The sequence below is a fragment of the Acidovorax sp. NN32 genome (assembly GCF_057597245.1).
In genome coordinates this window covers 5,027,030-5,048,092 of sequence record NZ_CP199679.1, presented here as the reverse complement: position 1 = coordinate 5,048,092, position 21,063 = coordinate 5,027,030, and the positions used below count along the sequence as shown (strand labels likewise).

General features: G+C 67.6%; 24 protein-coding genes. 13 read left to right on the top strand and 11 right to left on the bottom strand.

Features of this window, described 5'->3' with window-relative positions; all coding sequences use genetic code 11:
* Positions 1 to 105: 105 nt before the first annotated feature.
* On the bottom strand, positions 106 to 1,029 hold the full coding sequence (locus tag ACT89O_RS23370) for a LysR family transcriptional regulator (protein ID WP_218300972.1): 924 nt from the start codon (positions 1,027 to 1,029) through the stop codon (positions 106 to 108).
* A 138-nt stretch (positions 1,030 to 1,167) separates the two neighbouring features.
* Between ACT89O_RS23370 and ACT89O_RS23365 the strand changes: the two genes are divergently transcribed.
* Together ACT89O_RS23365 and ACT89O_RS23360 are read left to right on the top strand one after the other, a co-directional pair.
* Positions 1,168 to 1,968: an SDR family oxidoreductase gene (locus ACT89O_RS23365; protein WP_055401108.1), complete on the top strand. Its 801-nt coding sequence runs from the start codon at positions 1,168 to 1,170 to the stop codon at positions 1,966 to 1,968.
* Between the two features lie 108 nt (positions 1,969 to 2,076).
* The gene (locus ACT89O_RS23360; protein ID WP_370628737.1) at positions 2,077 to 2,952 is read left to right on the top strand and encodes a hypothetical protein; all 876 of its coding nucleotides are present in this window, start codon (positions 2,077 to 2,079) and stop codon (positions 2,950 to 2,952) included.
* Positions 2,953 to 2,990: 38 nt separating this feature from the next.
* On the opposite strand, the gene ACT89O_RS23355 is transcribed toward ACT89O_RS23360, so the two are convergent.
* The gene (locus ACT89O_RS23355) at positions 2,991 to 3,503 is read right to left on the bottom strand and encodes an SRPBCC family protein (protein ID WP_055401106.1); all 513 of its coding nucleotides are present in this window, start codon (positions 3,501 to 3,503) and stop codon (positions 2,991 to 2,993) included.
* A gap of 192 nt (positions 3,504 to 3,695) precedes the next feature.
* On the bottom strand, positions 3,696 to 4,670 hold the full coding sequence (locus ACT89O_RS23350; protein WP_487261335.1) for a LysR family transcriptional regulator: 975 nt from the start codon (positions 4,668 to 4,670) through the stop codon (positions 3,696 to 3,698).
* Between the two features lie 171 nt (positions 4,671 to 4,841).
* Between ACT89O_RS23350 and ACT89O_RS23345 the strand changes: the two genes are divergently transcribed.
* Positions 4,842 to 5,741, top strand: a complete 900-nt coding sequence (locus tag ACT89O_RS23345) for an oxidoreductase (RefSeq protein ID WP_487261334.1) — start codon at positions 4,842 to 4,844, stop codon at positions 5,739 to 5,741.
* A gap of 141 nt (positions 5,742 to 5,882) precedes the next feature.
* Here ACT89O_RS23345 and ACT89O_RS23340 read toward each other — a convergent pair whose 3' ends face one another.
* Genes ACT89O_RS23340 through ACT89O_RS23330 form a run of 3 tightly spaced genes read right to left on the bottom strand, consistent with a single transcriptional unit; the run spans position 5,883 to position 7,867 of the window.
* Positions 5,883 to 6,404: a hypothetical protein gene (locus tag ACT89O_RS23340; protein WP_487261333.1), complete on the bottom strand. Its 522-nt coding sequence runs from the start codon at positions 6,402 to 6,404 to the stop codon at positions 5,883 to 5,885.
* Positions 6,405 to 6,459: 55 nt separating this feature from the next.
* Positions 6,460 to 7,083 carry a glutathione S-transferase family protein gene (locus tag ACT89O_RS23335; protein ID WP_487261332.1) on the bottom strand — a complete coding sequence of 208 codons (624 nt, stop codon included), beginning with the start codon at positions 7,081 to 7,083 and terminating at the stop codon, positions 6,460 to 6,462.
* A gap of 19 nt (positions 7,084 to 7,102) precedes the next feature.
* Positions 7,103 to 7,867, bottom strand: coding sequence for an NIPSNAP family protein (locus ACT89O_RS23330; RefSeq protein WP_487261331.1), 765 nt, complete (start codon positions 7,865 to 7,867; stop codon positions 7,103 to 7,105).
* Between the two features lie 103 nt (positions 7,868 to 7,970).
* On the opposite strand from ACT89O_RS23330, the gene ACT89O_RS23325 reads away from it, so the two are divergent.
* From ACT89O_RS23325 to ACT89O_RS23315, 3 genes are all read left to right on the top strand, one after another.
* Complete coding sequence (locus ACT89O_RS23325; RefSeq protein WP_487261330.1) at positions 7,971 to 8,951, top strand: helix-turn-helix transcriptional regulator; 981 nt, start codon at positions 7,971 to 7,973, stop codon at positions 8,949 to 8,951.
* Between the two features lie 214 nt (positions 8,952 to 9,165).
* The gene (locus tag ACT89O_RS23320) at positions 9,166 to 10,623 is read left to right on the top strand and encodes a metal-dependent hydrolase (RefSeq protein WP_487261329.1); all 1,458 of its coding nucleotides are present in this window, start codon (positions 9,166 to 9,168) and stop codon (positions 10,621 to 10,623) included.
* Entirely contained in the window at positions 10,623 to 11,435 is an 813-nt protein-coding gene (locus tag ACT89O_RS23315; RefSeq protein WP_487261328.1) for a cupin-like domain-containing protein, read from the top strand. Before ACT89O_RS23320 ends, ACT89O_RS23315 begins: the two co-directional genes overlap by 1 nt.
* Before the next feature lie 111 nt (positions 11,436 to 11,546).
* Here the strand turns inward: ACT89O_RS23315 and ACT89O_RS23310 are convergent, their stop codons facing one another.
* Positions 11,547 to 12,230 (bottom strand): TetR/AcrR family transcriptional regulator, encoded by a 684-nt coding sequence (locus tag ACT89O_RS23310; protein WP_121421539.1) that lies wholly within the window; start codon positions 12,228 to 12,230, stop codon positions 11,547 to 11,549.
* A 137-nt stretch (positions 12,231 to 12,367) separates the two neighbouring features.
* Between ACT89O_RS23310 and ACT89O_RS23305 the strand changes: the two genes are divergently transcribed.
* The 6 genes from ACT89O_RS23305 to ACT89O_RS23280 all read left to right on the top strand — a co-directional run bounded on the left by ACT89O_RS23305 (position 12,368) and on the right by ACT89O_RS23280 (position 16,437).
* A complete protein-coding gene (locus ACT89O_RS23305) occupies positions 12,368 to 12,796 on the top strand; it encodes a VOC family protein (RefSeq protein ID WP_487261327.1) in 429 nt (142 codons plus the stop codon).
* Positions 12,797 to 12,831: 35 nt separating this feature from the next.
* Entirely contained in the window at positions 12,832 to 13,491 is a 660-nt protein-coding gene (locus ACT89O_RS23300; protein ID WP_487261326.1) for a glutathione S-transferase family protein, read from the top strand.
* A gap of 58 nt (positions 13,492 to 13,549) precedes the next feature.
* Entirely contained in the window at positions 13,550 to 14,044 is a 495-nt protein-coding gene (locus ACT89O_RS23295; RefSeq protein ID WP_487261325.1) for a DUF1579 domain-containing protein, read from the top strand.
* An 89-nt stretch (positions 14,045 to 14,133) separates the two neighbouring features.
* Positions 14,134 to 14,502, top strand: coding sequence for a DUF1428 domain-containing protein (locus ACT89O_RS23290; protein ID WP_487261324.1), 369 nt, complete (start codon positions 14,134 to 14,136; stop codon positions 14,500 to 14,502).
* Positions 14,503 to 14,790: 288 nt separating this feature from the next.
* On the top strand, positions 14,791 to 15,870 hold the full coding sequence (locus ACT89O_RS23285) for a pirin family protein (RefSeq protein WP_487261323.1): 1,080 nt from the start codon (positions 14,791 to 14,793) through the stop codon (positions 15,868 to 15,870).
* Positions 15,871 to 15,960: 90 nt separating this feature from the next.
* The gene (locus ACT89O_RS23280) at positions 15,961 to 16,437 is read left to right on the top strand and encodes an FKBP-type peptidyl-prolyl cis-trans isomerase (RefSeq protein WP_121421535.1); all 477 of its coding nucleotides are present in this window, start codon (positions 15,961 to 15,963) and stop codon (positions 16,435 to 16,437) included.
* A 13-nt stretch (positions 16,438 to 16,450) separates the two neighbouring features.
* Here the strand turns inward: ACT89O_RS23280 and ACT89O_RS23275 are convergent, their stop codons facing one another.
* On the bottom strand, positions 16,451 to 17,584 hold the full coding sequence (locus tag ACT89O_RS23275) for a thiolase family protein (RefSeq protein ID WP_487261322.1): 1,134 nt from the start codon (positions 17,582 to 17,584) through the stop codon (positions 16,451 to 16,453).
* Positions 17,585 to 17,628: 44 nt separating this feature from the next.
* Positions 17,629 to 18,465: an SDR family NAD(P)-dependent oxidoreductase gene (locus tag ACT89O_RS23270; protein ID WP_487261321.1), complete on the bottom strand. Its 837-nt coding sequence runs from the start codon at positions 18,463 to 18,465 to the stop codon at positions 17,629 to 17,631.
* A 135-nt stretch (positions 18,466 to 18,600) separates the two neighbouring features.
* Between ACT89O_RS23270 and ACT89O_RS23265 the strand changes: the two genes are divergently transcribed.
* Entirely contained in the window at positions 18,601 to 19,194 is a 594-nt protein-coding gene (locus ACT89O_RS23265; protein ID WP_218300908.1) for a TetR/AcrR family transcriptional regulator, read from the top strand.
* Positions 19,195 to 19,253: 59 nt separating this feature from the next.
* Here the strand turns inward: ACT89O_RS23265 and ACT89O_RS23260 are convergent, their stop codons facing one another.
* Positions 19,254 to 19,823: a response regulator gene (locus ACT89O_RS23260; RefSeq protein WP_218300909.1), complete on the bottom strand. Its 570-nt coding sequence runs from the start codon at positions 19,821 to 19,823 to the stop codon at positions 19,254 to 19,256.
* A 301-nt stretch (positions 19,824 to 20,124) separates the two neighbouring features.
* The gene (locus ACT89O_RS23255; RefSeq protein ID WP_487261320.1) at positions 20,125 to 21,048 is read right to left on the bottom strand and encodes a LysR family transcriptional regulator; all 924 of its coding nucleotides are present in this window, start codon (positions 21,046 to 21,048) and stop codon (positions 20,125 to 20,127) included.
* Positions 21,049 to 21,063: the final 15 nt, after the last annotated feature.

The window sequence follows — 21,063 nt, the reverse complement described above, 5'->3', positions numbered from 1 at the left end:
GCTTCGGGGGCGCCGCGCTTGTTCTCCCTCTCCCCGCACTCTCCCACCAGGGCTGGGCCGAGGGTGGCGCGGTTGCGCAGGTCTGTCTCGCGCAGGGGCTTGCGCTCAATCGCCCCGCACCCGCTGCGCAAACCCGCGCAGCGCGAACTGCTCCACCACAAAATCCACAAACACCCGCGTGCGCGCTGGCAGCAGCTTTTTGCTGGGGTAGTACAGCGATGTCGGCCCTGCATCCGCCCACCAGCCCGGCAGCACCCGCACCAGGTCGCCGCGCGCCAGCCAGGGCTGCGCAAACGGCATGGGCAGCACGGCCAGGCCCAGGCCCATCAGCGCGGCCTGGCACATGGCCTCGGGGTCGTCGAACACGATGCGGGGGCGGAACACCGCCGCTGCAGCGTCGCCCGCCTTGTTGCGCAGCGTGGTCACCGGCACGCGCCCCGTGCGGATGGCGCGGCGCGCAATGCCGTCCCACTGCGCCAGGTCTGCCGGGTGGCGCGGCGCCTTGCGGCCCTGCAGCAGCGCGGGGGCGGCCACCACCACCAGGTGGATCGGCCCCAGCGTGCGCGCCACCATGTCGGGGTTCAGGTTCAGGCCGCCGCCAATGCCGGCGTCAAAGCCCTCGCCGATCAGATCCACCTGGCGGTTCTCAAAGCGCCAGTCGGGCTGGATGGCCGGGTAGCGCTGCAAAAACTCGGTGAGCAGCGGCACGATGTAGGCACGGCCAAACGCCAGGCCCATGCTCACCTTGAGCGTGCCCGCAGGCTGCTGCTCGGCCTCGGCCGCGTGGTCCACCGCATCGGCCAGCGCGGTCAGCGGCGGGCTGATCTGCGCCAGCAGGCGCTGCCCGCCTTCGGTGAGCGTGAGGCGCCGCGTGCTGCGCTGGAACAGCCGCACGCCCAGGCCTGCTTCCAGACGCGCCACGTTCTTGCTCACGGCGGCAGGCGTCAGGCCCATGAGCCGCGCGGCGGCCGAGAAGCTGCCGCACTCGGCGGATTTGACGAACGATTCGAGGTGGCTCAGGGGTTGCATGGTTTGCATTTTCAACTGTAGGTTGAAATAGATCCAGCCCATTCCTGGCTACCCGCAAAGCAATGTTTTTCTGAAACTGCAGGTGTTCCTGGTTCCGTGAAGAACCTTTCAACCACTTGATTTTTGAGGAAAAACACCATGTCTTCTGTGCCCGATACATCCGCCCCCACCACGCTGCCTGCCAGCGCGTCACGCCTGTTGGCGGGCAAGGTGGCCTTTGTCACCGGCGGCGCGCGTGGCATCGGCGCCGCCATCGTCCAGCGCCTGGCGCGCGACGGAGCGGCCGTGGCCTTCACCTACAGCAGCTCCGAGGCCCCCGCGCAGACGCTGGTGGCGGTTATTGAAGCTGCCGGAGGCAAGGCCCTGGCGCTGCGTGCCGACAGTGCAGACGCCGCCGCCCTCACGCAAGCCATCGACACGGCCGCGCGCACGCTGGGCCGCCTCGACATCCTCGTCAACAACGCCGGCGTGGCGGTGGCGGGCGAGATCGACAGCTTTGCCCTCGCCGATTTCGACCACACGCTCAACGTGAACGTGCGCGCGGTGTTTGTGGCCACGCAGGCTGCCGTGCGCCACATGGGCCAGGGCGGTGCCTATGGCCGCGTCATCACCATCGGCAGCACCAACTCCGACCGTGTGCCATGGGCAGGCTTCAGCGTCTATGGCATGAGCAAGGCCGCCATCGTGGGCCTCACCAAGGGGCTGGCGCGCGACCTGGGGCCGCGTGGCATCACGGTGAACAACGTGCAACCCGGCCCGGTCAACACCGACATGAACCCCGCCGATGGCCCGTTGGCCAGCAACATGCACGGCATGATGGCGCTCGGCCGCCATGCCCACCCCGACGAGATCGCGGGCATGGTGGCCTATCTGGCGGGGCCGGAGTCGGGGATGGTGACCGGGGCCAGCCTGCTCATCGATGGCGGGTTTGCTGCCTGAGCCAAGGTAGCTCGGGGCTCTTTGGGCTTTGTGCTGGTGGGTGGCGTTGCGCGCGCGGGTTGCGCCCAGGGCGATATAGTGGCCCACCCTTCCACCTGGGACCCTTTTGTGAACCTCACCCTCCGCACTTTGCGCAATGCCTGCGCCCCTGCAGCAGCGTTGGCCGCGCTGACGGTCAGCGTCTCCCTGCACGCCGCCACGCCCGCCGAGTCGGGCTATGTGGGCGAATACCGGGGGCGTTCCGTGGACACCATCACGCAACTGGCGCTGCTGGACGACAACACCTTTTGTTTTGCGGTGACGGGCGGGGTGCTGGACATGCTGATGGCGGGCCGCTGGAAGGCGGAAGGCAGCGGAGTCCGGCTACAGCAGGTGCGGCAGGACCAGACCTTGTTCCCGGCCTACGCCCGCAAGGTGGCAGCGCTGGGCGCCATGGTGGAGTTCGACTTCCACGGCCCCACGCTGTCCAGTGCCCGCGCGCCGGTGTTTGCGGTGTCGGCGGATGACAAGGCCCCGGCCACGCTGCGCCCGCTGTTTGGCCCGGACCACAGCAGCTGGTCTGAAAACTACCCGCTGCCCCCACTGCCTGCAGAGGCCGTGCGCTACTTCTACCTGGGCGACGTGGTGGAGGAAGCCCCGGGCAAGCCAGCGGTCGTGAAGGTGGTGCAGTACCGGCTGGACGGTGCCAATTCAGTGCGTGTGGGGTTTGATCCGCTGCAGGCCTTGCCGCTGATGAGCCAGCGGGCCGAGCTGAAAGGAGACATGCTGTTTCTGTCGGGCAGCCGCCTGGGCAAACGCCGGGCGCTGGACCCTGAAGTGGTGCAAACGGTGCGCACGGGTTGCATAGCCCCCGCTCTGAATCCTGGCGCCCCGCGCCCTGCGCCGAAGCAAGGCGAGACCCCGCCCCTGGAGCCCCTGAGAACGTTTACCGTCAGCCCGTCGGCCATTCAGGGCACTCCATTCTTCGAAGCCAAAAGCAACTGAGCCGTGGTGGGTAGTCGTCGGGTCGGATGAGGGCCGCCTCAGGCTGAAATCGCTGGGCCTCCGGGCGCACGCAGTGGGGTCTCTATCTGCATCTTGGCCAGCCGCAGCGCCTTGCGCATGTAGCCGCGCCACAGCACGTTGGCCAGCAGCCAGAGCACCGGCGCGGCCCATTTGGAGCGGGGATGAAACGCGTGGCGCCAGCGCACCGTGGTCTGCGTGCCACCCGCCTGCGGGTCAAACCACCAGGCCCCATTGGCCCCGGTGGCCAACCAGCGCAGTGCCCCGGTGAAGCCGCTGACGGTGTAGCTGAAGTACTGCGCCGGGTGGTAGTGCTTGAGCCTTTCTTCGGCCACGCTGCCGTCGGACAGCGCCACGGTGCGCGTCTGCCCCGGCGTGTCCCAGGCGCCCGTCTGGTCGCGCGTGCCGATCACTGCGGGCAAAGGCCCGTAGCCGGTGAACAGGGCGCGCGGGTCAATGGGCGCGATGTGCTGGAACGCCAGTGCCGGGGAGGCCTTGATGTGTGTCTGGACCGTGGCAGAGAAGGTGGTCATGGGTGAATCCGGTGCGTTGCTTCCGCCCTCTCGGGCAGTCAAGTCACTGTAGGGCGTGCGACCACACCGATAAATACCCTTCTCCGCAACGGACTGTTTGCCAAATGACCCGCAATCGCCTCTTTCACGGGCGAAAACGCTGTGCGCCGACGCGGCGGGCGCACACGGCAGCCATCGGCGGCCTGCGCCCGTTCAGGTGGCCGATGCTTTGCGCCGCCGGGGCTTTGGAGCCGGGCCCCGCAGCTCCTGCACGCTCAGTCCGAACGCCGGGTTGTCGGCCAGCATCTCCACCGCCAGATCGATAAAGGCGCGCGCGCGGGCTGGCTGCGCCGCCCGGCTGCCGTAGTACACGTACAGGCCCAGGTGCTGGGGCACGAATTCGGTCAGCACGGGCACCAGTTGCCCGCTGCGCACCAGTGGCGCCGCCGTCACGCCGACAAGCTGGCCGATGGCGTGGCCGCCCAGCACCGCGCGCGCTTCCAGCTCGATGTCGTTGACGCAGAACGCTGGCGGTATGGCATGGGCCACGATGTCATCGCCCACCTGAAACTCCCACGGCATGGGCTTGCCGGTGGTGGGGTGGCGAAACCCGCTGCAGCGGTGCTGCGCCAGGTCTTCGATGCGGGTGGGTGTGCCATGGCGGGCCAGGTAGTCCGGCGTGGCGCACACCACCAGCTGCAGCGCCATCAGGCGCCGCGCAATCACGCCGCCCTCGGGCGGGTAGCCCGAGCGGAAACCAACGTCCACCCGGTCCTCCACCCAATTGCCGATGCGGTCGTCCAGCTGCACATCGGGCTCCACCAGCGGATAGCGGCGGCAGAACACGTCGAGCACGGGCCAGACCACCTCCAGCATGATGGAGCGTGGTGCCACGATGCGCAGCGGCCCCGCAATCTCCTCGCGCCCACGCCGCGCGCCGTGCACCGCTCGCTGCAGGGTCGAGAGGCCTGGCTGCGCGGCCTCCAGAAACTGGCGCCCCTCCTCGGTCAGGCTCAGGCTGCGCGTGGTGCGGTGGAACAGCCGCACGCCCAGGTGCGATTCGAGCTGCCCCAGCGCCAGGCTGGCGGCCTGCGGGGTGATGCCCTGGGCCGAGGCCGCCTGCCGCAGGCTGCCCAGCTCGGCGGCTTTGGCAAACGTGGCAATGGCACGCAGTTCATTGATGGCCATGGTGTCCGTTCCGAGATATTGGCAATTTTTACTTGTAAATGAATTAAACGATTATGGGCTAGTGCGATGGCAATGGTCTGCCTACAGTTCACCTCCATGGCCGCGCCGCTGCATCTCAGCGTGTTGCGTTTGCCAGAACCCCGCTTTCAATCCCTTTCAAGGACTTCCGCCATGACGGCTTCGACTGCTCTCCCTTCCTCCTTCCCCCGCGTCTGGATGATTACCGGCGCCTCGCGCGGCATTGGCGCCCGCATTGCCGAGGCGGCGCTCGCCCAGGGCGACGCTGTGGTCGCCACGGCCCGCGATGCCGCGTCGATTGAGAAGCGCCTGGGCCCCAGCGACGCACTGTTGCCTGTGGCGCTCGACGTGACCGACGAAGCCCAGGCCCGCCACGCTGTGGGCGCCGCGCTGGAGCGCTTTGGCCGCATCGACGTGCTGGTCAACAACGCGGGCTACGGGTTGCTGGGTGCGGTGGAGGAATCCACCGCCGACGAAGTGCTGCGACTGTTCGACACCAACGTGTTCGGCCTGCTGCATGTGACCCGGGCCGTGCTGCCCGCCATGCGCGCGCGCCGCGCAGGGCACGTGATCAACATCTCGTCGCTGGGTGGCGTGCGCTCCAGTGCCGGTTTTGGCGTGTACTGCGCCACCAAGTTCGCGGTGGAAGGCCTGACCGAGGCGCTGCATGCTGAGCTGGCCCCGCTGGGCATCCATGCCACGGCGGTGCAGCCCGGGTACTTCCGCACCGAGTTCCTTGATGGTGCCTCGCTGGCCGTGGCGCCACGTGTGCTGGACGACTACGCCGCCAGCGCTGGCGCCGTGCGCGAGGCTGCGCGCCGTATCAACCTGAACCAGCCTGGCGACCCCGTGCGCCTGGCCCAGGCCGTGATGAAGCTGGTGGCCAGCCCCACGCCGCCGCTGCGCCTGCCACTGGGCACCGACACGCTGCAGACCATTGCCGACACGCATGCCTTCGTGGCGCAAGAGACCGCGCAGTGGCGGGCCGTAGCGGCGTCCACGGATTTTCCGGTGCAGGAGCGTGAGCAGGCCCAGGCGCTGTCTGCTGGATAGAAGCTCCTGATTTAATAGCTTTTAGTGCTTATAGGATAAGCGCTGGATGCTATTTTTGCTCTCAATCGGTGGCGATGGTGTGGTTGGATGGAATGGCGGATGCCCTGCCAGCCGCCCACCCCTGCAATGGTGTGCAGGGCCTCACACCGGCCGCGCAAACTCCATCACCCAGTTGACTTCCCAGGTGGCCCCACCGTCGTCCGAAAAAGCCTGCTGCCAGCGCGGTGCGCCGGTGTGCATCTGCGACCACTCGAAGCGCACGCGCACGGGGCGGCCATCGAAGTTCGCCTGGCCTTCGAAGATGCCCACGCTATCGCGAAACCCGCCCACCACGGGCGGATGCAGCAGCCCGGTGGCCGCGTCCACGCCGCCGGTGGTGTTGTCCAGCCAGTAGATGCTCCAGCGCTGTGCCTCAGGGCTGAACACGCGCAGCGCCATGCCCACAAAGCCGGGCTTCCAGGTGGCGGGGATGAAGTCGTCGTAGTTGCCGATGCCGCCGGGCAGCGGCCGCGCGGTGCCGGTGGCGTCGAACACCTCCCAGTCGTTGCAGCCCTGAAGCCGGTGCATCAGGCGCGTGTTGCGGATGTGCCAGGAGCCCATGAGGAAGTCGAAGTCGCCGGCGGCGTGGTGGCCGGTGGCCGGGGTTGTGGTGTTGTCTTGCATGGTGTTCGGTGATGGGGTGATGGGGTTGCGTGAGGGGAGACGGATCAGAACGAGATCAGGGCGACGCCATGGCCTCGTTGGGATGAACCCAGCCGGGCAGCGCGCGCAGGGAGTCCAGCCAGCGCGACACATGGGGGAAGTCCTCTTTGGCCAGGCCCGCCTCGGGCAGCCAGAAGAGATACGCAGAGCAGGCGAGGTCTGCGATGGTGGGGCCGGAGGGCACCAGGAACGCCGAGCTTGCGAGTGTTTCGTTCAGCGTGGCAAGGTCTGCCATGGCGCGTGCGCGCAGGTAGGCCAGAACCTCGGCGGGCTGTGGCACACACCGCAGTGCAAAGCGCAGGTTGGGCACGCTGAAGCCAATGCGGTTCGTCTCCCAGAAAAGCCATTCCAGGATGGCGCTCCCTTCCGCCGCAGCGCCGCAGAAGGCGCGGGTGCGCTGCGCCAGATGGAGCAGGATGGCATTGGATTGGCAATAGGCGGTGCCGCCATCGACGAGGACCGGCACTTCACCGAAGTGGCTGGCGGCCACAAAGTCTGCGGGGCGCTCGGCCCGGGGCGTATCGAGCGCAATGGGCTGGTAGCGGTGCGGGGTGGCAGTCAGTAAAAGCAGCGACCGAACCTTGTACGAGTGGCCGGAACCTGCGGCGCCGTACAGCAGCAGGGAGGCGGGTGTGGACATGGGCTCTTCTCCTTTGCGATCAGGCATGCAACGCCGAGCGCGCTGTGGGCTGCAGCCGGTGCGTCTCGGGCGCCCGGGCCAGCCAGGGGGCAAGGCCCGGGGCTACGTCCTGCGCCCAGGCGCCGCTGTTGGCAAAGGACTGCAGCGCCGCTGCATCGCCAAACAGCGCCAGCCCCAGCAGCACATGCTCGCCCGCGCGCACCGGCAGGCGGGGAAAGGTGTTGGGGCTGGCTTCGGTGCTGTACCACGCCACCTGGCGCGCGCCGCCGCGCTGCAGCGTGGGGGCCATGCGGTGGCGGCAATAGTCCAGCAAGGCCGGGGTGGCGGGCTCGTGCAGATAGAACACGGTGGCGTCCAGCACACCCGCCGCAGTGCCTGTGGCGCCCGGCGCGGGCCGGGCGTGTTGCGGCAACGTGGACGCCGCCCCGGGCCACGCGGGGCGTAGCAGCAGCACGTTGTCAGAGTCGATCATGGTGGCGTTGGCGGCAGCGCGGTGCGCCGCCCACACGGGGCCGCCGTAGAAGGCTTCGAGCGCGCGGCGGCGTGAGTCCATGTCGGCAAAGCCGCGCAGCCAGACAAACAGGTCGGGCTGATCGAGGTCGCGGAACTGGCCCAGCACGCGCATGCCATGGGCCTCCTGTGTTTCAACGAACTCGCGGTCGAAGAGGTCGATCAGTGCGTCGCGCTGCCCTGGGTGCAGGGTGTATTGGCGCAGTTCGACGATGGGGTGAAGGTCGGCGGTGGGCATGCGGGCTCCGGGTTTGCGGGGGTAAGACAAGCTCATGATCGGAGTCTGCGCCGCAATACCTGCCAACCCATGGCAGGTATTTGCGCTATCTTTTGTCTTTGCCCGATTACCCCCAGTTACCCCGCACAACCGCCTGCCCATGCGCGCCAGCCGCCTGCTTTCCCTTCAAATGCTGCTCGAAACCCAGGGCCGCATGAGTGCGCAGGCGCTGGCCGAGGCACTGGAGGTCTCGATGCGCACGCTGTACCGCGATGTGGACCAGCTCAGCGCGGCCGGTGTGCCCATCTATGCCGAGCGCGGGCGCAACGGTGGCTTTGCGCTGCTGCCAGGCTGGAAGACCACGCTCACCGGGCTCACGCCTTCCGAGGCGCAGGCCGTGTTCTTGAGCGGCCTGCCCGGGCCCGCGCAGGATCTGGGGCTGGGCGGCGATGTGGAAGGCGCGCGGCTGAAGCTTTTGTCGTCGCTGCCCGCTTCGTGGCGCGAAGACGCCCAACGCGTGAGCACCCGCCTGCACCTGGACCCGGTGGACTGGTACCGCGAGAGCGACCCCACGCCCCACCTGCCCACCGTGGCCGCTGCGGTGTGGAACGGTCACCAGATCGCGATGCGCTACGAGAGCTGGGCCGACACGGTGGAGCGTACGGTGAGCCCGCTGGGGCTGGTGCTCAAGGCGGGTGTCTGGTACCTGGTGGCAGGGCCTGCGGGTACGGCAGAAGGCGGACCGCGCACCTACCGCGTGTCGAACATCCGGGCTGCCACGGCGCTGGCCACACCCGTGCGCCGCCCGGCGCGGTTTGACCTGGCCAGCTATTGGGCGCAGTCGATCCAGCGTTTTGAAGCAGGGATCTACACCGGCGAGGCGGCGTTGCTGGCCACACCGGCCGGGCTCAAGGGCCTGCGCGCGCTCAGCAGCGCCGTGGCCCGCGCGGTGGCTGCGGCCCCGCCGCCCCGCCGCAAGGATGGGCGCGTGGCCGTGACCATTCCCATTGAGTCGGTGGAACACGCCTGCGGGCAACTCATGCGGCTGTCTCCGCAGGTGGAGGTGCTGCGGCCTGCGGCGTTGCGCCGCGCGCTCATGGAGCGGGTGGTGGCCACGGCGCGCCTGTATGGATTGCCGTGATCTGGGTTGTAGGGAATTGCTATTAAAGTTGTAGCTGTTTGCGCAATGTAGATAAGCGCTAGGGCCTAAAAATCTTCTAAAACTGAGCAGGCACTTCACCGCAGACCGTGCCCTGCCACTGCAGCCGCCCTGCCGGTTGGGTGGTGTTGGGGGTGTCACATGCGCGACACGTGCCCCCACTACCTTCGACAGGCTTTAACAATGGCCTGCGGTGATGCAAACAGTGATGGTGGTGTCGGGGGCGTCCGAGCGGTTCTGGAACCAGACCCCCTTTCGTTCGTATTTGTTCAATGCGTTTTCGCTGCTGCTGCCCTCCGGGGAGCAGTTTGTGATCCGGGCGATGGAAGACGCTGCCACGCGCCTGCCCGAAGGGGCACCCTTGCAGGAAGATGTGGCCCAGTTCGTGCGCGAGGAGCGCGCCCACCAGCGCGCGCACCGCTTGTACAACACGCAGTTGGCGGCCCAGGGCTATAACGCCGTGGCCCTGGAGGCGCGCATCGGGCGCGCCGTGCAGGGCCTGGAGCAGGCGCTGGCCTGGAAGGAGCGCCTGGCCCTGGCGGCGGCGCTGGAATACCTGACAGCGCTGATCTCGCGCCAGGCACTGCGCGGCGAGGGTTGGCTGGTTCACAACGCGTCCCGCCAGTCCAGCCTGTGGCGCTGGCACTGCGAAGAAGAGGTGGCGCACCATGGCGTGGCGCTGCGCCTTCTCAATGAGGTGGGCCAGGTGGGCTATGGGCGCCGTTTGGGGCTGTATGTGCTGGCGTCCCTGATATTGCTGGGCGATGTGGCGCGCCACACCTGGGACTTCTTTCAGACTGATCGCGCGCAGGGCCGGTTGACCTGGGGGGGTGGTGTCCGGTCTGCGGCGGAGTTTGTGCTGCGGCAGGGCATGGGCCTGGCCCGCATGGCGGTGGGGTGGCTGGGCTACGGGCTGCCGCTGCACCGCCTGGTGCCAGCGCCGCACGCGGGCCGAAACGCAGAGAAGACCCGCATCGAAGTGCGCCCGCTGCAGGCCCACGACATTCCCCGCCTGCTGGTGCTGGAGCACCGGAAGTGGAGCGACGACCAGGCCGCCAGCGCGCAGGCCATGGCGCAACGCATCGCGGCCCACCCACAGCTGTGCATGGGGGCGTTCTGCCCGCGCACGGGCGAGGCGCTGGCCTCGCTGTTCCTCAAGCCCATTTCAGCGGCACAGTTGCAAAGCGCCCGCACCTGGGCCGATTGCGCGGAGGTTGGAAGCCAGGACGGGGCACAGCCCAGCCGTGACCTGTTTGGCATCAGTCTGAGCAGCGTCAGCCCGCAAGGGGTGGAGGCGATCTTTGCGTTCTTCTGGCCGCGTGCGCTGAAGGCTGGCTGGCGCCAGATTTACCTGGGCTCGCCCGTGCCGGGCCTGGCCCGCTGGCGCAGGAGCGAGACCCATGCCCCGGTGGAGTCGTACGTCTACGCCACCCGCCGGGGCATGCCGCAAGACCCGCAGCTGCGCTACTACTGGCAAAAGGGCTTCAAGACCATCGTGGCCTGCAAGCCAGACTACTTTCCGCATGCCGCGTCGCTGGACTACGGGGTGGTGGTGCGGGGGCGCATCCCGTTGTCGTCCCTGGCGCCGCTGTGGCGCCATGTGCCACTGCCCTGGTTGCGGGGGATGCAACGCTGCATGGCCAGGGGGCTGTGATGGCAGACCATGAAAGCGCGTGGGAGCCATTGGGCGCGCAGGCAGTTTCCGTGGCCGAGGCCGTCGGCCGCCGCGAGCCCTGTGTGTTGCGCCAGCGCGCGGCCCATTGGCCCGCAGTGGCGCAGTGGACCTGGGAGCGCCTGGGGGCGCTGGCCCCCGACATGCCCGTGCGGCTGGTGCAGGGCAACCGCGAGCTGGGCGCCACCGTGTTCCAGTCTTCCACTCTGGGCGCTTATCTCCAGTCCCTGCAAGGCCCCGCCACCGCCGGCGAAGCGCCGCTGTACCTCAAGGAGTTCAATCTTCTGGGTGCCTTTCCCACGCTGCGCGCCGATGTGCGTCCGCAAGAGCTGTTTCCGCCCGGGGCACTGCACGATGCCCAGACCTGGATCGGCCCCGCAGGGGCCAGAACGGGCTTGCACCACGACTACCTCGACAACCTTGCCGTGCAATTGGTGGGGCGCAAGCGCTTTTATCTGCTGCGCCCCGGGGCGGTGGAGCGGCTGGGTGCCGTTGCCGCCAAGCATGACCGCTGGGCGGCCCTGGCTTCACTGAATGCTGATGCCGTGGTGGACCGAGGTGTTGTTGCAGGCGACGCCTGGGTGGTGGACCTGGAGCCCGGGGACGTGCTCTATGTGCCCGCGCGCTGGTGGCATGAAGTGGTGAACCACACCCCCAGCGTGTTGCTGAGCGGGTTTTTTGGCACCCGCACGACGGTGTACGCGCAGTGGGCGTGGCGCCAGGCTGTGCAGGGGGCGCACTTGGCGGGCCTGTGGCGACGTGGGCATTGCACCTGCCATCCGGCGCGGGTTTAGAGCGGCTCACAAAACTCCCCTGGCGTCGTTGTTCCGTCTTGTCGTACCGCTTGTACTGCCTGCGACGGAACGCCTAGCCAGGGCCGCTGCGCTGAGTTTTGTGAGCCGCTCTTAGATCCCCCGCTCCACCATGTCCAGCAGCCGCTGCCCCAGCCCGTCCAGCAGGGGCTGCGGCGTGCCGCGCAGTGGCCCGTCGATGCTGAGCAGCGCCATACCGTGCACGGTGGACCATGCCAGGTACTCCGCGCCGGGGCGGCGCTCGGCTGGCAGGGCGCCAGCGGTGACCAGGTCATCCAGCGCGGCGCTCAGGTGCTGAAAAGGATTGAGGCCCGTAGCGCCGCCCATGGCCGGGTCGGGATGGGTCTGCACGGTGAAGCGGCCTCCGAACGCGGTGCGGAACAGGCCTGTTTCGGCATGCGCAAACCGCATGTAGCCTGCGCCCACGGCGCGCACCTTGGCGTGGGCCTGTTCGGTGCGGGTGCCGGTGGTGGGTACCTGGGCCAGTTCGGCCTCCATGAAGTGCGCGGCAGCGGCCACGGCGGCGGCGCGCACGGCGGCCAGCAAATCGTCGCGGTTGGCAAAGTGGCGATAGGCCGCGTTGGGCGCCACCCCCGCGCGGCGTGTGGCCTCGCGCAGCACCACAGCGTCGGGGCCACCCTGTCGGGCCAGCTCGACACCGGCGTCCAGCAGCGCGCGCCGCAGGTCGCCATGGCGGTAGGTGGCGCGCGGGGCGGGGCCTGCGCTGGCAGTCTTGGCAGTGCTAGCGGCGGGGGCGTTGCGATTGGTTACGGGCATGGCGGACTTGGATGTGGACACTGTCCATTATCTTTGCTATTGTTTGTGGACGGTGTTCACAATGAGGTGGACACTTTCTTTTTTATGACCCTCTCAGGCCTTCATGCGATGAACGGCCTGGTTTGCAAGGAGACCCCATGAAAGTCGAGTCCTACCTGATGTTTGAAGGCCGTTGCGAGGAAGCGCTGGACTTCTACCGCAGTGCCCTGGGCGCCAAGGTCGGCACCCTCATGCGCTACAAGGACAACCCCGAGCCCGCTGTAGGACAGGGTTGCGCCGACGGCAGCGGCCCAGGCCCCACGCCCGAGATGGTCATGCACGCCGAATTCACCGTGGGCGAGACGACGCTGATGGCATCGGACGGCATGGGGTCGGGCAAGGCCAGCTTCCAGGGCATCTCGCTGGCGCTGAGCCCTGCGAGCGAAGCGGAGGCCCAGCGCCTGTTCAATGCGCTGGCCGACGGTGGCCAGGTGCAGATGCCGCTGGCCAAGACCTTCTTCTCGCAGGCCTTCGGCATGGTGGCCGACCGCTTCGGCGTGCCGTGGATGGTGGTGGCGCCCGAATGAGCGAAGCGCACCAGAGCCCCAACACAGGTACGGCCATGCTCGCCCTCTATGGACACCCTTTCTCGTCGTACACCCAGAAGGTGCTGACTGCGCTGTATGAAAACGGGACTCCCTTTGAATTGCGCAATCTCGACCCCGCTGCGCCGGGCAACCATGCGCCCGAATGGCTGCGCCGCTGGCCGTTGGCAAAGTTTCCGCTTCTGGTGGATGGCGATCACACGGTGGTGGAGAGCAGCATCGTGATCGAGCACCTGCAGATGGCCCACCCGGGGCCCGTGCAGCTGATACCGGCCGACCCTGCAGCGGCGTTGCAGGTGCGCTTCATGGACCGCTTCTTTGACCTGCACGTGATGGCGCCCGTCCAGCACGCGGTGAACGCTGCGTTGACTGGCGACCCCGCCAAGCGCGTTGACGGCGTGGCCTGGGCCGCTGACAAGCTGGAGAAGGCCTATGCATGGCTGGAAGGCGAATGGGCCCGCCGCACCTGGGCTGCGGGCGACGGCTTCACGTTGGCCGACTGCGCAGCGGCGCCCGCGCTGTTCTATGCCGATTGGACGCACCCCATTGCCGCCAGCTACCCCCTGCTGCGCGCCTACCGCGCGCGACTGCTGGCGCGACCCTCATTTGCGCAAGCCGTGGAGGGCGGCCGCCCCTACCGCCACTACTTTCCGCTCGGGGCGCCAGACCGTGATTGACGGGATCGACCCCCCAGGTTGACTGAATTGCCAAACCCCAACCACCAAGGAGACCGAAATGATGAATGCCGAACCCCACGCCATGCACCGCTGGTTGCAGCAGCTGATTGGCGACTGGACCAGCGACGCCAACTGCGACGCTCCACCCGGCGAATCCGGCGCGCCCGCTCAAGAGCAATCCACCGGCTCCGAGCATGTGCGCGCCCTGGGCGACCTGTGGGTACTGTGCGAAGGCACGGGCACCATGCCCGGCGGGGGCGAAGCCCACATGCTGATGACGCTGGGCTACGACCCCGAGAAGAGCGTGTTTCGCGGCACCTGGGTGGGCTCGATGATGACCCACATGTTCGTGTACGAAGGCACGCTCGATGCCGGCCAGAAGGTGCTGACCCTGGAGACCGAAGGCCCGAGCTTCAAGGACGACGGCAAGACCGCCCGCTACCGCGACGTGATCACGCTGGTGAGCGCAAACGAACGCACCTTGACATCGTTCAGTCTGCAGCCGGATGGCAGCTGGTCGCAGATGATGCAGGCAACGTACCGGCGCAAGTGATGGGGCGAGCCCCGGTCCGCGTCCGCCGAACGAATACGTGGCGCCCACAGGCGGGCGCATCCCATGGTCAACCTCACAGGAGTCAAGCTATGTCCTACATCGATGGTTTCGTGATCGCGGTCCCCACCGCCAACAAGCAGAAGTTCATTGAGCACGCGCGCCATTTCGACGCGATGTTCATCGAGCTGGGCGCGATCCGTGTGATCGAAGGTTGGGGCGACGACGTCCCCGACGGCAAAGTCACCGATTTCCGCCACGCGGTCCAGGCCACGGCCGAGGAGACGGTGGCCTTTTCGTGGGTCGAGTGGCCCGACAAAGCCACGCGCGACGCGGGCATGAAAAAGATGATGGAAGACCCGCGCATGGACCCGTCCCAACCCGGCAACCCGCCCATGCCCTTTGATGGCAAACGCATGATCTTCGGCGGTTTCGAGCAGGTGGTGGAGGTGAAGGCTTGATCAGCCGTCGAAACTGATAGCAATCGGTGTTTGGTGGACAAGCGCCAGGGCCGGATTTGGCTAGGGTTGTCCTGCACAACCCGCCCGAGGCCGCGCTATCACAGACCGCAGGGAGTTATGCAGGTCATCCCTGGGTGTTCTGTAAGAGCACGCGGTGCAAAGCCCCCACTGTCCTGCCCGCCGCATCGCACTGTTCCACCCACAGCACTTCTGCTCAGGCACCATAGGCTCCATATTCCACAGGCATACCGCCCGATCGTGGCGGTGCACAACATGAGGAGCCCCCGTATGTCGTTGTCCACACCTGCTGCAGCAAGCACCGCCCTGGTGCCCATCGTGCGCGCCCAGCTGCTCGGTCCGCAGTGGCCCACGCTCGACCCGTTTCTTTTCTGCGCCCACCATGACGATGCCTACCCCGCAGGCAACGCCGCGTTCGGCCCGGCCGTGCCGATTGAAGACCGCCAGATCGGCAGCGACTTCAGCGGCAAGGACGGCTGGAGCATGTACCACGGCGACACCGTGCCGGGCTTTCCGGGCCACCCGCACCGGGGTTTTGAGACGGTGACGCTGGTGCGCAAGGGCCTCATCGACCATTCCGATTCGCTGGGCGCGGCGGCGCGTTTTGGTGGCGGCGACGTGCAGTGGGTCACGGCCGGCAAGGGCATCGTGCATTCCGAGATGTTCCCGCTGCTCAACGCCACCGAGCCCAACCCGCTCGAACTCTTTCAGATCTGGCTGAACCTTCCTGCCAAGAACAAGATGGTGGCGCCGCACTTCACCATGCTGTGGAACGAGCGCATCCCGCGCCTGGTGCACCACGACGCTGCAGGCCGCGCCACCACGGTGACGGTGGTGGCCGGTGCGCTGCCCGGCGCGCCCGATCCGCTGTCGCCGCCGCCCGAATCCTGGGCCTCCCAGCCCGAAGGCGACGTCGCCATCTGGACGCTGCACCTGGAGCCCGGTGCTGAATGGACACTGCCTGCGGCGAAGGGTGAGACCACGCAGCGCATGCTGTACTTCTTTGTGGGCGACAGCCTGCGCGTCGGCCCGCAAGACGTGGACCGCCACGCCGCGCTGCAGGTGCGGGCCACCGAGGACTGGACCCTGACCAACACCGGTACCACCGCCGTCGAATGCCTGGTGCTGCAGGGCCGCCCCATTGGCGAGCCCGTGGCGCAGTACGGCCCGTTTGTGATGAACACGCAGGCGGAGATCATGCAGGCCATGAACGACTACCGCCGCACCCAGTTCGGCGGGTGGCCTTGGGCCCAGCAGGACCCGGTGCATGGCACCGAGGCACGGCGGTTTGCGCGGTATCCGGGGCAGGCGGAAGAAGAGCGGCCGGCAGAGGCGACGGCTGGCGCGTAAGCCGGGGCGGCGCGCCCCGCCCCCGAGGTGCCCGGCGGCCACCGGGCGCCTCGTGGACAATGCACGCTTTTAGCGCAAGCAGATACCACCATGGCCACCAACATCACCAAAGACACCGCCGTCACCATCACGTACAAGGTCACTACACCGCAGGGCAAGCCGCTGGACGCGGGCAGCCTGTCATACCTGCACGGCGGCTATGAAAACATCTTCCCCAAGGTCGAAGCCGCCCTCGAAGGCCAGGCCGTCGGCTTCACCACCGCGCTGGACCTGGCCGTGGAAGACGCCTTCGGCGCCCGCGACGAAAGCCTGGTGCGCACCATCCCCAAGACCGAGTTCCCCCCGGGCGTGAAGGTGGGCGGCCAGCTGCAGGGCATGGGCACTGACGGCCAGCCCGCCCTGTTCAACGTCGTCAAGATCAAGGGCCCCGAAGTGCACCTGGACGGCAACCACCCGCTGGCCGGGCAGGCGCTGAAGTTCAGCTGCAAGGTCACCGAAGTGCGCGCTGCCAGTGCTGAAGAAATTGCACACCGCCATGTGCACGGGGCACACGGCCACCAGCACTGATCACGAAAGATTGCTACACGGCCCCCAGCACCGTCGCAATCCCCTGCCCGCCGCCTATGCACTGCGTTGCCAGCGCATAGCGGCCCTTCTCCCGCTGCAGCAGCGCCGCCGCCTTGCCGGTGATGCGCGCACCTGTGGCGCCCAGCGGATGGCCGATGGCCAGGCCGCCACCGTCCAGGTTGATCGCGTCCTCGCGCAGGCCCAGTTCGCGGATGCAGGCCAGGGCCTGTGATCCAAACGCTTCGTTGATTTCCACCACATCCAGGTCCTGCGCCGCAATGCCTGCGCGCGCAAGTGCCTTGCGCGTGGCGGGCACCGGGCCCATGCCCATGTAGGCGGGGTCCACGCCCGCAGTCGCCATGGCCAGGATGCGGGCCAGGGGCGCCAAGCCATGGCGGGTGGCGTACGCTTCGGTGGTGACCAGCACGGCCACGGCGCCGTCGGTCAATGGCGATGAGGTGCCTGCGGTGACCACGCCATCGTCCCTGAACGCGGGGCGCAACGCGGCCAGGGCTTCGGGCGTGGTGCCGGGACGGATGCATCCGTCCTGCCCCACCATGTCGCCGGATGCCAGCGTGATCGGCACGATCTCGGCCTGCAGGCGGCCTGCATCGCGCGCGGTGGCCGCCTTGCGGTGCGATGCCACGGCCAGCGCCTCCTGGTCGGCGCGCGTCACCGCGTAGCGTTGCGCCACGTTCTCGGCCGTCTCGCCCATGCTGATGTAGGCGTCGCTGTGTTCGTACAGCGCGGGGTGGGGCGAGAAGTTGAAGCCGCCCTGCGGCACCATGGTCATCGACTCGACGCCGATGCACAGGTATGCCTCGCCCAGGCCTGCCTCGATCTGCGCGGCGGCGATGTGGATGGCTGACATGGACGAGCCGCAGAAGCGGTTGACCGTCATTCCGCCCAGCTCCTGCGGCAGGCCCGCGAGCAGCGACACGATGCGCGCGATATTGTTGCCCTGCGCCGCCTCGGGGTAGGCGCAGCCGGCGATCACGTCTTCGAGTGTGGAGGGGTCAATGCCGGTGCGCTGCAGCAGGCCGGAGACCACCTGTGCGGCCAGGGTGTCAGGGCGCATGCCGGCCAGCGCGCCCTTGCGCGCAAAGTGAAAGGGCGAGCGGGCATAGGCGGTGATCAGGGCTTTCATGGGGATGCCTTTCGGGGGTGACATTTGGTGGGGTGGGTTGCGGGTTAGGCGACAGCGGCAGCCAGGTAGCGGCGTGCCGGGTCGCGCAGCGACAGGAAGGGGCCCAGCGCGCGGCGGGCGTCTTCCAGTGCGGTCCATTCATGCACGGCTTCTAGCGACGGGATGGTCACCTCTTCACCCTGGTCCAGGCCTGCCAGCGCTGCGTCCACCATGGTGTCCACATCCATCAGCATCTCTTGCGGCAGGTGGGCGATGGGCGTGCCCGCGCGGTCCCAGATCTCCGTGCGTGTAGCGCCCGGCAGCACAGCCTGCACGCGCACGCCGTGGCGGCCCAGTTCGGCCTGCAGTGACTTGGAGAGGTTGAGCACATAGGCCTTGGTGCCGCTATAGGTGCCGCTGAACATCTCGGGCACCAGCGCCAGCACCGATGCGATGTTGATCAGCGTGCCCGCCTTGCGTGCTGCAAACCCCTTGGTCACGGCCGCTGCAAGCCGCGTGGGCGCCACCACATTTAGCGCAATCATGCGTTCCACCGCATCGATGTCGGACTCGAGGAACGTGCCGCTCACGGCCATGCCTGCGTTGTTGAGCAGCAAGGTGATGCTGGCGTCCGACTGCAGGCGCTGCTCCACGCGGGCCCGGTCGGCGGGGTTTGTCAGGTCGGCCTGCAGCACCTCGGTGTGCACGCCGGTCTCGCGGGCCAGGCGGTCGGCCAGAAGCGTCAGGCGTGCAGCGTCGCGGGCCACCAGCACCAGGTCATAGCCGCGCCGGGCCAGGCGGTCGGCATACACCGCCCCTATGCCGGACGATGCGCCGGTGACAACAGCAGTGCCCAGGGAGGGCATAGAGGTGCGGGATGAATGGGATGCAGCAGTGGACATGAAAGGCTCCTGAAGAAAACAGAAAAAGGCGAAAGATGTTTTACATGACGATCATCATGTTTGAATTATATGACGATCATCATTTAAAATGTCAAGCAGGTGATTTCAGGCAGCGCAGCAAACAAGGGGAATGCGATGAAAGTCAGCAAGGAACAGATGGCAGAAAACCGCGAGCGCATCCTGGAGACGGCCGCGCAGCTGTTCCGTGAGAAAGGTTTCGATGGCATTGGCGTGGCCGACCTCATGAAGAGCGCGGGGCTGACGCACGGTGGCTTCTATGGCCACTTTGCATCCAAGGACGACCTCATGGCGCAGGCCACCGAACGCGCGCTGGGCAAGCTGCACACCGCTTGGGCTGCGCTGGCGCGCGACGCTGCACACAACGGGAAAGACCCGCTGGGAGCGGTGGAATCTGCCTACCTGTCAGCCAGACATCGCGACGCGCCCGGCCACGGCTGCCTGCTGGCCGCGCTGGGCAGCGACGCCGCGCGCCAGGGCCCCGCCGTGCGGCAGGCCGTGACCGATGGGGTGCAAAAACAGGTGGACGCCCTGGCTACGCTGATGCCCGGCCGCACCAAGGCGGCCAAACGCCAGCGCGCGCTGGCCGACTACGCGAGCATGGTCGGCGCCATGGTGCTGGCGCGCGCGGTGGACGATCCGGACTTTTCGGACGAGATCCTGCAGGCCACGGCGGCGGCGCTGCGCGTCTGTGCACCACCTGCAGCTTGAGACCCTGGAGGGTTGTTCATGTGATCGCGGTTGAGAAGGCGGCGTGATCGGCCTGCATCTCAGGGCGCGGTGGGCGTGGCTGGAGCGGCCGCAGTGGGCGAGGACGTTGGCGCGGCGTCCACCTTGCGCCGGGGGACGAACTGCTCGTCGAGCAGCGCCTCGATGCGGGCAAAGATCTCGTGGCGCGAGAACGGCTTCTTCATGAAGTCGTCTGCGCCGATACGGTTGGCGTAGAACTGCTCGGTGGCATGCTCGTTGCCGCTGATCATGATCACGGGGATGTGCTGCGAAGCGGGCAATTTGCGGATCGCGCGCAGCGCGTTGAACCCGTTCATGCCCGGCAGGATGATGTCGAGGAAGATCAGTTCGGGCGCTTCCTCTGCGATCAGGGCGAGGCCCTGCTCGGCGTCGAGCGCCTCGCGGGTGTCATAGCCTGCAGATCGAAGTGCCTTGCGCAGCACGGCCACAACAGTCGGCGAGTCGTCAATGATCAGCACTGTGGTGCCCTTACGGGCGTTGACGCGTTTGCGCTGGCGGCGTTCCACGGGTGCCGCTGGTGGGACGGCGGGGGCTTCGGGCTTCCCCGTCGGTTTGCGCACACTGCCCAGAAGCCGGTCGAAGATGCTCATGGTGCTGTCTCGTTTCTTTCGTTCTTGGATGGCGGGCGGCGGGTCATTGCGTTCGCTGGGTTCCAGCGGATGGCCGCTGAATGGGTGAGTGACGGGCGCGTTCGCACATCTCGTGTCCACAGGGCGCAAGTATTCCAGATGCGGCCGCCGCTCCGGGCGGCGTGTTCCGTGTCATGGTGAAAGAGCGGGCGGCGGTCCCATCCCAGTTGAACAACGTCGCCTCGCAAAAACTTCAAAATTGATAGCTGCCGGCGCTTGATAGATAAGCGCTAGAGGCCAAAAATAATCGAAGTATGGCCTGTCACTGCGCACCGCCGCGCACCAGCCCACGCCCGCGCAGCACCGGCTCTGCCGCCAGCCGCTCGCGCGCAAACTCCACAAACGCGCGCACCTTGGCCGGTGCGCGCCGCCCGGCGGGGTAGACGATGTGCACGGGCACGGGCGGTAGTTCGTGCTCGGCCAGCACGATGCGCAGCCGCCCCGCGCGCAGGCTGGCGGCGGCCTGGTAGGCCAGGCAGCGCGTGAGGCCCAGGCCTGCTTCGGCAGCGGCGATGTCCACCTCGTTGCTGTTGCTGATCCACGCAAACTGCGGCTGGCCCGTGGCGCCGTCCTTGAACTTCCAGGGCGCCACGGCCCGCGCATCGAATGAGAAGCCGATGGCGCGGTGCGCGGCAAGCTCGTGGGGGTGCCGGGGCTCGCCGTGTTGCGCCAGGTAGGCGGGAGACGCCACCACCAGGCGGCGCAGCGCACCCACTTGCACGGCAGTGAGGCCGGAGTCAGGCAGGTGCGCGATGCGGATGGCCACGTCCATGCCCTCATCAAGCAAGTGCACCAGGCGGTTGACGAACAGCGTGCGCACCTGCACACGCGGCTGGGCGTGCAAGAAGCCCTGCACGATGGGCGCCACGTGCTGGATGCCGAACATCTGCGGTGCGGTGATGGACAGCAGCCCCTGGGCCTCGGCCTGTGCACCGCTGGCTGCCTGCTCGGCCTCGTGCAGGTCGTTCAAGAGGGGGCGGCAGTCGTGCAAGAAGCGCTCGCCCGCCTCGGTCAGCCGCACCAAACGCGTACTGCGCTGGAACAGCAGCACACCCAGCCGCGCCTCCAGCGCCGCAATGGCGCGCGTGACAGCCGTGGCGGAGCAGCCCAGCCGCCGGCCCGCCACGGCAAAGCCGCCAGCGTCCGCCACGGCCACAAAACAGCGCAGGGTGTCGAGGTAGTCCATGCGAGCCATTATTGC